The sequence below is a fragment of the Gulosibacter sediminis genome (assembly GCF_030011715.1).
Lineage (GTDB): Bacteria > Actinomycetota > Actinomycetes > Actinomycetales > Microbacteriaceae > Gulosibacter > Gulosibacter sediminis.
In genome coordinates this window covers 1-10,138 of record NZ_JASCYH010000054.1, presented here as the reverse complement: position 1 = coordinate 10,138, position 10,138 = coordinate 1, and the positions used below count along the sequence as shown (strand labels likewise).

Annotated in this window: 8 protein-coding genes; 6 read left to right on the top strand and 2 right to left on the bottom strand. The window is 66.8% G+C overall.

Features of this window, described 5'->3' with window-relative positions; all coding sequences use genetic code 11:
- Window positions 1-35: 35 nt before the first annotated feature.
- Entirely contained in the window at window positions 36-1,109 is a 1,074-nt protein-coding gene (locus tag QM019_RS11875; protein WP_282853169.1) for a flavin-containing monooxygenase, read from the bottom strand.
- A gap of 117 nt (window positions 1,110-1,226) precedes the next feature.
- On the opposite strand from QM019_RS11875, the gene QM019_RS11870 reads away from it, so the two are divergent.
- The gene (locus tag QM019_RS11870; protein WP_282828433.1) at window positions 1,227-2,069 is read left to right on the top strand and encodes a hypothetical protein; all 843 of its coding nucleotides are present in this window, start codon (window positions 1,227-1,229) and stop codon (window positions 2,067-2,069) included.
- A gap of 113 nt (window positions 2,070-2,182) precedes the next feature.
- Here QM019_RS11870 and QM019_RS11865 read toward each other — a convergent pair whose 3' ends face one another.
- Complete coding sequence (locus tag QM019_RS11865; protein WP_125106347.1) at window positions 2,183-2,464, bottom strand: DUF1540 domain-containing protein; 282 nt, start codon at window positions 2,462-2,464, stop codon at window positions 2,183-2,185.
- A 300-nt stretch (window positions 2,465-2,764) separates the two neighbouring features.
- Here QM019_RS11865 and QM019_RS11860 point away from each other — a divergent pair, with 300 nt between their 5' ends.
- The 5 genes from QM019_RS11860 to QM019_RS11840 all read left to right on the top strand — a co-directional run bounded on the left by QM019_RS11860 (window position 2,765) and on the right by QM019_RS11840 (window position 10,047).
- Window positions 2,765-5,086 carry an ABC transporter permease subunit gene (locus tag QM019_RS11860; protein WP_282828431.1) on the top strand — a complete coding sequence of 774 codons (2,322 nt, stop codon included), beginning with the start codon at window positions 2,765-2,767 and terminating at the stop codon, window positions 5,084-5,086.
- Between the two features lie 9 nt (window positions 5,087-5,095).
- Window positions 5,096-5,875, top strand: coding sequence for an amino acid ABC transporter ATP-binding protein (locus QM019_RS11855; protein ID WP_206427671.1), 780 nt, complete (start codon window positions 5,096-5,098; stop codon window positions 5,873-5,875).
- A gap of 109 nt (window positions 5,876-5,984) precedes the next feature.
- Window positions 5,985-8,564, top strand: a complete 2,580-nt coding sequence (locus tag QM019_RS11850) for an esterase-like activity of phytase family protein (RefSeq protein ID WP_282853167.1) — start codon at window positions 5,985-5,987, stop codon at window positions 8,562-8,564.
- A gap of 159 nt (window positions 8,565-8,723) precedes the next feature.
- Window positions 8,724-9,248 carry an aminoacyl-tRNA deacylase gene (locus QM019_RS11845; protein WP_282853165.1) on the top strand — a complete coding sequence of 175 codons (525 nt, stop codon included), beginning with the start codon at window positions 8,724-8,726 and terminating at the stop codon, window positions 9,246-9,248.
- Between the two features lie 166 nt (window positions 9,249-9,414).
- Window positions 9,415-10,047 (top strand): class I SAM-dependent methyltransferase, encoded by a 633-nt coding sequence (locus tag QM019_RS11840; RefSeq protein ID WP_282853164.1) that lies wholly within the window; start codon window positions 9,415-9,417, stop codon window positions 10,045-10,047.
- Window positions 10,048-10,138 lie beyond the last annotated feature (91 nt).

Below are 10,138 nucleotides of genomic sequence, written 5' to 3'. Positions count from 1 at the left end.
GTTTCCAGGCACTAGAAACTACAAAAACCGACCACTCAACCGACTAAAGAGTCAGCGGTGAGGCGGGTGAGGGCCGTGAGGGCGGCGCGGCGGCCCGCGCGCGTTGCGCCGACCGTCGAGGCGGATGCGCCGTAGCCGACGAGCAGCACCCGATCGTCGCGCGCGACCTCCACGCCGTTTCGCGTCGCGATGCCGCCGCCTGGCTCGCGCAGGTGCAGGGGAGCGAGGTGGTCGAGGTCGGCGCGGAAGCCGGTCGACCAGAGGATCGCGTCGGCGAGTACGGTCTCGCCGCTTGCGAACTCGACCGCGTCGGGCAGGATGCGGCGAATCGGTCCCGAGGACACGAGCCGGCCGCGGTCGCGCGCGGCCAAATACTCCGGCCACGGCGGGATGCCGGTATTGCGCACGACCGAGAATGGCACGAGCCCGGCGCTCGCCCGAGCATCCACTCGCTCCTCGATCGCGACACCCCAGCGCTCGTCGAATGGATCGTCGACCCAGTCGGGATCGCGCCGCGTCGACCAGGTCGTCGTCGCGCCGGCCTGTTCGAGCATGAGGATGAACTGCACGGCGCTCAAGCCGCCGCCCACGACGACAACGTGTTGACCGCGAAACTCCTCGGCGCCCCAGAAATCAACGGTGCGCAGTTGGTGCCCCTCGAACGACCCGATGCCCGGCACGTGCGGCACGAACGGCTTCGTCCACGTGCCCGCCGCCGAGATCACGAGCCGCGTGCGCCAGTTCCGCGTGCCGGCGCGCACGACGAGCGGCGCCTCCGGGTCGCGAGACTCCGCCTCAACTCGGTCAACGCGTACGGGCCGCTCGACCGGCAGCCCGAACTCGCGCTCGTACCGCCCGTAGTAGTCGGCCACGACCTCACTCGCCGGCCGAGACGCATCCGGCTCGCCGAGCGGTAGGCCGGGCAAGTCGTGGATGCCGTGGGCCCGCCCCAGCGTCAGCGCCGGCCACCGGTGCCGCCACGCGCCTCCGGGACCGTCGTTGCGGTCGAGCACGACGAAGTCGCGCCAGGGCACGAGGCCGCGGCGCTGCAGCCAGTACGCCGCCGCGAGCCCGGCCTGCCCGGCACCGATCACCACAACGTCAAACATCCCAGCCTCCATGCGTGCCAAATGGTCCATGAGAGGTAACGCAACGACGGGGGACTTATGCCCACAGGGTCACTTAGCTTAGGCTGTACTAACTTGCCCACCGAGAAGAGGACGCAAATGACGAACGCTGCGGAGTCCGTGCAGACCAAGACACTGCTCGACAACCGGGCGCACTCGTTGACCCACCGCATCCTCACCGGCGCTGGCACCTGCGCGATCATCGCGTTCGAGGCGGCCGAGCAGCCGCACCTGCACTCGGTCGCGCACGGCCTCGCGAGCGACGGCACGCTGCTCGTCGCCGCGAACGTCGCGGTCGACGACGTCGACGATGCATTCCGAGGTGACGAGCCGCTTGAGGTTCGCCTCGACTTCCTCAAGGAATCGCCGGCCTTCGACGTGCGGATCATTTCGGCGACGACCCATCTGCTCGGCACGCTCGAGTGGCTCACGCTGGCCGAGGCCGACTTCGCCTTCCGCGATGTGCTGCTGCCGGCCCACCTCGTCGAGCTCGCGGCCCAGCCGGGCGGTCGCCTCGGCATCGTTCACAGCGAACGCGTCGTCACGCACACGAGCAACGGCATCACCGCGATGCCCTTCGGCGAGATCGCGGCCCGCCACCGCACCTGCGACGCCCTCTTCGCGCGCCGCGTGGACGACGTCGCCGCCGAACTCACCTTCGCGGTAGACGACGACCTGCTCGGCATGTACGCGGCGGCCTTCATCGAGGGCTGGTTCGGCGGCATCACGCTGTCGCGCCGCGAGACGACCGAGCCTTGCGTACCCGTCGTCGGCCGCACGTTTGTCGTCGACGTCGACCAGTCGGGCCTCACCCTCATGCATGTGGGCGACGACGACACGACTATCGTGTTCGCGCCGTTCGACGAGGCCGCGCGCAGCGAGAGCGAACTCCGCGCAGACCTCAAGTCGCTGCTCGACCTCGACCTCTTCGCGACCGAGTAGCGAGCCCCGGCCGGCTTCGACCAGGTTTTCTTCAAGAAAAAGCTCACCGACGCCAGCCACGCAGTTAGCGCGGCCGAGGCGTCGGTGAGCCTGGGCGAATTTGGCCAGAGTGGTTAGCGAACCTCGTAGCTCGAGCAGTTGGCGGTGTCGCCCTGAATCGAGACGGCCGCCGCAGAGCACATGAGGTCGGTGTTGTGCACGCACTCGAGGCGCTGGCACGCGGTGACGTGCGAGTTGGCGACGGGCAGGCCGCCGCGCGCGTCAAGCGTGATGAAAGTCGTGCAGCTGGCGCCCTGCTCGCTGCCGCCGACGGTGATGCCAGCTGCGGTGCAGCCGCCATTGTTGTACGAGCACGCCGTGGTCGTACATGCCTGAACTGCCGTGAGGTTCGTCATGATGTTCGCCTTCCCGCCCCGGCACAGATCTGAAATTTCGCGCCGCTTGCGGCAAAGTTACTGTGCCCGCAGCGAACGCACCAGCAAGGGAAGGCTCCCCTGTGCGACGGGTGTGTACCCGCGCAATACGGACAAATGGCATCAAGAAGGCCCGGTTCTCGCGCAATCAAGTAACGATCGCGTGCGGATCGCGCCGACTTCCACGGCGAGCGGGCCCGATCACCTAGGGTGGTGAGGTGAATTCTCAGCAAGTGAGTACCTGATTCACAAGCTGAGGTCAACGAAGACCAGAGGAAGAGCATGAAATCGTTCCAGCAACGCCTCCTGCAGTGGCAACACCACCGCAATTCGGCACTCTCCACTCTCGCGGTACTCCTGGTACTGCTGCTCACGGTTGGCACCGCCGCCGGCGCAGCAAACGCCATTACGGGCAACCAGGCGCAGGCCGCAGATGACCCGAAGTCGGCCGAGGGCCAGTCATTCGTCATCGCGACCGACACGACGTGGGCGCCCTTCGAGTTCGAAGAGGGCGGCGAGCTCGTCGGCATCGACATGGATCTGATCAATGCGATCGCCGAAGACCAGGGCTTCGACATCGACATCCAGGTGCTCGGCTTCGACGGCGCGCTCCAGGCCGTGCAGTCGGGCCAGGCGGATGCGGTGATGGCCGGCATGAGCATTACCGACGAGCGTGAGCAGTCGTTCGACTTCTCGAACCCCTACTTCGACTCGGGCATTCAGATGGCCGTCGCTGAGGATGATGACAGCATCAAGGGCTACGAGGACCTCGCGGGCGAGACGGTCTCGGCGAAGACCGGCACCGAGGGCTTTGACTTCGCGTCGACCCTCTCGGAGGAGTACGGCTTCGAAGTCACCGGCTTCCAGGACGCCGCCGATGCCTACAACGACGTCACGTCGGGCAACTCGGTCGCTGTCTTCGACGACTACCCGATTCTCGCCTACGCCATCGCGACCGGCAACTCGGGCCTCAAGACGGTCACCGACCAAGAGAAGGCCTCGAGCTACGGCATGGGCGTGCAGAAGGGCCAGAACCCCGAGCTCGTCGCCGCCTTCAACGACGGCTTGAAGAACGTGATCGAGAACGGCACCTACCAGGACATCCTCGACGAGTACCTCGGCGAGAACGCGCCCGAGGCCGCGTCGATCGGCAACGGTCAGGCCGCGCTCGGCAACGAACAGCTCGACTACGGCGAGCCCGGCGAACTGCCAAACAACCCGAACTTCGCGACCGACACCCCGGTCGAGAACGGCACCTTCGTCGTCGCCACCGACACCACTTTCGCGCCCTTCGAGTTCCAGCAGAACGGCGAGATGGTCGGCATCGACATGGACCTCCTCAAGGCCATCGCGGCGAACCAGGGCTTCGAGGTCGAAATTCAGTCACTCGGCTTCGACGCGGCACTGCAGGCGGTGCAGTCGGGCCAGGCGGATGCGGTGATGGCCGGCATGAGCATCACCGACGAGCGCAAGGAAGTCTTCGACTTCTCCGAGCCCTACTACCAGTCGGGCGTGCAGATGGCCGTCGCCGAGGACAGCGACATCGCCACCTATGACGACCTCGCGGGCCAGACAGTGGCCGTGAAGACCGGCACCGAGGGCTACTCGTTCGCCGAGACGCTCTCGAAGGACATCGGTTTCGAGCTCAACTCGTTCCAGGACTCGGCCGACATGTACAACGATGTCGCGACCGGCAACTCGGTGGCCGCATTCGAGGATGCGCCCGTGCTGCAGTACGGCATCGCCTCGGGCAACGTACCGCTCAAGGTCGTGACCGACCCCGAGCCCGGCGCCGACTACGGCTTCGCGGTGAACAAGGGTGAGAACGCTGAGCTGCTCGAGATGTTCAACGCCGGTCTCGACGCCGCGATGGAATCGGGTGCCTACCAGCAGATCATCGACCGCTACCTCGCGAACGAAGAGGAAGCGGCGGGCACGTCGTTCTTCGCCCTCGTTGCGAACGCGATGCCGGCCCTGCTGCAGGGTCTTGGCTTCACCCTCTGGGCGACGTTCCTCTCGATCGTCTTCGCCATGGTGCTCGGTATTCTCTTCGGCATTCTCAAGCTGTCGAGCAACTGGTTCTTGCGCGGCCTTGCGGGCGCGTACGTGAACATCTTCCGAGGCACGCCAGTCATCGTGCAGGCGTTCTTCTTCTACTTCGGTGTGCCCGCGTTCTTCCAGCAATTTCTGGGGCAGCAGGTCACGCTCGACGCGCTGACGGCCGGTGTCATCACCCTCTCGCTCAACGCCGGTGCCTACATCACCGAGATCGTGCGCGGTGGCGTGCAGTCGGTTGATCCAGGGCAGATGGAGGCGTCGCGCTCGCTTGGCCTCGGCTGGGGCGCCTCGATGCGCCGCGTCGTGATGCCGCAGGCGTTCAAGATCATGACGCCGAACCTCATCAACCAGTTCATCATCACGTTGAAGGACACCTCGCTGCTGTCGGTGCTTGGCTTCGCCGAGCTCACCTACCAGGGCCGCATCGTGATCGCCTCGACCTTCCGCTCGTTCGAGATCTGGATCGTCGTCGCGTTCATGTACTTCATTGTGATCTGGCTGCTCACCCTGCTGAGCAACTGGGTCGACCGCAAGCTCAACAAGTAAGGCGAGAACATGACGAACGACAAAACGCTGTACACGCAGCCTGTCTCCACCGCCGACGAGACGCCGATCCGGGTCGTCGACCTGCACAAGGCCTTCGGTTCGAACGAGGTGCTCAAGGGCATCGACCTCGAGGTCGCCAACGGCGAGGTTGTCGCCGTCATCGGCCCCTCGGGTTCGGGTAAGTCGACGTTGCTGCGCTGCCTCAACCGACTCGAGGACGTCACGAGCGGCGAGGTCTTCATCACCGGCGAGAACATCGCCGCCGCGAAAGGCGAGAAGCTCGACAAGGTGCGCCAGCGCATCGGCATGGTGTTCCAGCACTTCAACCTGTTCCCGAACATGACGGTGTTGCAGAACGTCGCGCTCGCGCCGACCGAGCTGAAGAAGATGTCGAAGGCGGATGCACGCAAGCGGGCCGAAGAACTGCTCACGCGAGTCGGTCTGGCCGACAAGGCGGATGCGCGCCCGTCGCAGCTCTCCGGCGGGCAGAAGCAGCGCGTGGCGATCGCCCGCGCGCTCGCGATGAGCCCCCAGATCATGCTGTTTGACGAGGCCACGAGCGCTCTCGACCCCGAGATGGTCGGCGAGGTGCTCCAGGTGATCCGCGACCTTGCCGCATCCGGCATGACGATGGTGCTCGTTACACATGAGATGGGCTTCGCCCGTGAGGTCGCCGACCGGGTCGTATTCATGGCCGAGGGCGTTGTCGTCGAAGAGGGCGACCCCAAGGTGCTGTTCGATTCGCCGAAGGAGGCCCGCACGCAGGACTTCCTCTCGAAGGTGCTCTAGCGAAATCACCACCCACAGCGACCTCCGTGTTCACCCGGAGGTCGCTGTGCGTTTCCGCACGCAGACAAGAGTGGGCAGTCGCACACGCTGACATCTGCAAAGGAGCACCATGCGCATTCGCCGCATCGCTCCGGTCGCCGCGCTTGCCACTTCGGGCCTCGCCCTGAGCTGCTTCGTAGCTGCCGGACCCGCCATCGCCGCCGAAGGGGCATTCACCCGCACTGCCACCTACCCCGTGTACCTCAACGTGCCGGAGGGCGTCGACCCGGCGGCCGAGACCGTCGCTGAGATCTCGACCATCACCCCCGACGGCTCGACGATGATCTACACCGACGCACTCGGCCAGCGCGTCGGCTTCATCGATGTCACCGACCCCTCGTCGCCCCACGGCACCGGCACCGTCTCGCTCGCCGAGCTCGGTCACGCCGATGACCAGCCCACCTCGGTTGCCGCCATCGGCGACTACGTGCTCGTCGTCATCGACGAGACGGGCGGCGACTTTGAGAACCCGACCGGTCGCGTCGACGTGCTGCGCATCAGCGACCGCGAGCGCGTCGCCTCGATCGACCTCGAGGGCCAGCCCGACTCGATCGACATCTCGGACGACGGTCAGTACGCGGCCATCGCCATTGAGAACCAGCGTGACGAGGAGCGCGTGGATGTTGACGGCGGCCTGCCGCAGCTGCCCGCCGGCTTTGTCTCGGTGATTGACCTCGCGGGTGACCCGAGCACGTGGCAGTCCGACCGAGTCGACCTCGTCGACGAGACCGGCGCGCCGATCGAGGTCGTGGCGAACGCCGGCCTCGACACCCCGGAGGACCCGGAGCCCGAGTACGTCTCGATCAACAGCGACAACGTCGCCGCGGTGACCCTGCAGGAGAACAACGGCGTCGCGATCATCGACCTCGAGAGCCGCACCGTGACCGACGCGTGGAGCGCCGGAACTGTCTCGGTCGATCAGCTCGACACCGAGGACGACGGCGTGATCGACCTCAGCGGCTCGATCACCGACACCCCTCGCGAGCCCGATGCGGTCGGCTGGGTGAACACCACCACGCTCGCGACCGCGAACGAAGGCGACTGGAAGGGCGGCACCCGCGGCTGGACCGTCTTCGGCATCGACGGCACCGTGCAGTGGGATGCGGGCAACAGCTTCGAGCACCTCGCGATCGAGCACGGCCTCTACAACGACGGCCGCGCCGGCAAGAAGGGCCCCGAGCCCGAGGGCCTCGCGATCGCCGAGTACAACGGCACCAACTACGCGTTCGTCGCCTCGGAGCGCTCGAACTTCGTCGCCGTCTACAACATCGACGACCCCGCCAATCCGGTCTACGAGCAGCTGCTGTTCACGACCAATGGCCCCGAGGGCGTCTTGCCGGTGCCGTCGCGCGACCTGCTGCTCGTCTCGAGCGAGGTCGATGAGGCCAAGGCCGGCGTCCGCAGCTCGGTGAACATCTTCGAATTCGGCGACGCCACCCCGGCGCAGCCGAGCATTGTGTCGGCGAACGACGAGAACGGCCTGCCCATCGGTTGGTCAGCGCTCGGAGCGCTCACGGCCGACCCGACCAACGCGAACCTGCTCTACTCGGCGACCGACGCGGCGCTGAAGAACAACCGCATCTACACGATCGACGTGTCGGCTGAGCCCGCTCTCATCACCGAGGCCCGCGACGTCACGAATGGTGGTGCGGTCACCTCGTACGACATTGAGGGCATCGCGGCGAAGGCTGACGGCGGCTTCTGGCTCGCCTCGGAGGGCGCGACCGGCACCGAGAACCTCCTCGTCGAGCTCGATGCCGACCTCAACGTGGTGCAGGAACTCTCACTGCCCGAGGACGTTTCCTCGCACATCGGCAAGTGGGGCCTCGAGGGCGTCACGGTGACTGAAGACGCCGACGGCAACGAGGTGCTCTATTTCGCCGTGCAGCGCCCGCTCTGGGTCGACCCCGCCGCGTCGCCGCTCGAGCCGCTCGAGGGCGCGAACACGACCCGCATCGGCCAGTACTCGACGGCGACCGGCGAGTTCGCCTGGTTCGGCTACGAGCTCGAGTCGACCGACGTCGCCGGCGACTGGATGGGCCTGTCGGAGGTCACCGTCGTCGACGACAACACCCTCGCGCTGATCGAGCGCGACAAGCTCAACGGCCCGAACGCCGCGATCAAGCGCATCTACACGGTGGAGATTCCGGATGCGCAGGCGATCGCCGACGCGGACGGCTCGGTGATTCCCGTCGAGAAGAACCTCGCGATCGACGTACTGCCCGAGCTGCAGGCCGTGAACGGTTGGACGCAGGAGAAGCTCGAGGGCTTCACGATTGCTGCCGACGGTCAGCTCTACGCGGTTACCGACAACGACGGCCTCGACGACGCCACCGGCGAGACGGTGTTCCTCCGCCTCGGTTCGGCTGAGGACGCGTTCGGCATCGACCCGGAGCCGACGCAGTCGCCCGAGCCGACCGGCACGACCGTGCCGACCACGACCGCCGTGCCGACCACGACGGCCAGCGCCGCGTCGACCGACGGCGCATCCGAGCCGACCGCCTCGCCAAGCGAGACCGACACCGACGCTGACGGCAACCTCGCCACCACCGGTGCCGACGCGGGCACGATCGCGCTGACCGGGCTCTTCGCGGCCGGCGCCATCGCTGCCGGTGCGGCGCTCGTGCTGCGCCGCCGCAACCAGGCGTAGCAGCGCCCGACAAGACTCCCGGGTTCCGAAGTCCTGCAGCCGCAGGATTTCGGAACCCGGGACTTGTTTTCGCCATTGAGGGCCAGCGCGTGCGCCCGGCGACGCGCTTCGGTGCGCAACAACGGGAATAATCGGCCGCGCTGCGGCGTCGTCTCTCGTATGACTTCTGCGCAATCTCCCGAGCTTGACCCCGCGAACAACCGGGCGGTCGCGGCCGTCGCGGCCTCGGGCATCCGCCACGAGGTGCGCTCGCACGGCAGGGCGTCGTCGCTCGCCGAGGCGGCGGCGCTGCGAGGGGTGCGACCCCGGCAGATCGTGAAGTCGATGATCGTCAAGGACGGCACGGGGGAGTACCACGTGGTGCTCGTGCCCGGCGACCGCGTTATCTCGTGGCCGAAGCTGCGCGCCGTGCTCGGCGTGAATAAGGCCGCCATGCCCTCGGCCGACGAGGCGAAGGCCGTTACGGGCTTCGCCCGCGGCACGATCACGCCGTTCGGCACGCTGACGCCGCTCGACGTCGTGGCCGACGCGCTCGTCGAGCCGGGGCCGATCACCGTCGGCGGTGGCGCCTACTCGGTAGGCATTTACCTTGATGGCGACGATCTGCTCGCGCACTTCGGCGCCGAGCGCGTCGACATCACGGAGCCCGACCCGGCGTTCGTCGAGGCCGCAGCCGAAGCATAGGTGTTGCGTTTCGCCCCAAAACGATCGTGAATACGAGCGTCGAACGGGGCCAGACACACTACCCATGGCACACGGGACGGCGCGGGGCCCGTCGGTCACGGGCCGATACGTTACTCACCGCGGCGCTCGGAGCCGGGCCGGGCCCCGGGTGCGGGATACTGGAGGAATGCCCGCTCCCCAAGAAAATGTCTGGCTCGCCGCCGTGCGAGCGAACCCCGATCACGCGCAGAACTACGCGAAGCGGTGGCGCAGCTTCGCCGATGCGGGCCGTGACATCTATGGCGAGGCACGGCTCATCGACGCGATGGCCGAACGACAGAGCCGCATCCTCGACGCGGGCTGCGGTACGGGCCGCATCGGCGGCTGGCTCGCCGAGCGCGGGCACGAGGTGGTCGGCGTCGACCTCGACGAGTACCTCATCTCAGTCGCGCGCACCGACTACCCGCAGGCGCGCTGGGAGGTCGGCAATCTCGCGACGTTCGCGGTCGACGATGAGTTCGGCGACCTGCAGGAGTTCGACCTCATCGTGTCGGCCGGCAACGTCATGACGTTCCTCTCGGAGGCCGAGCGCAAGCCCGCCCTCGAGCGCCTGCGGGGCCACCTCGCGTCGAACGGTCGACTCGTCGTCGGCTTCGGCGCAGGCCGCGGCTACGACTTCGTCGATTTCACGGCGGATGCGTTCGAGTCGGGTCTCGTGCTCGAGCAGCACTACTCGACGTGGCAGCTCCACGCCCCGGCCGAAGACTTCCTCGTCGCCGTGCTCACCCGCACCCCCGACGCCCCCGAACAAGACGAATAACCCTTCGCCTCTGGCGAGCGGAGAGAGGATTGAGTGGTGGGGTTTTTTTTGTTTTTGGGGGGGCACCCAGCCAAAAAAAACCCCAAAAAAC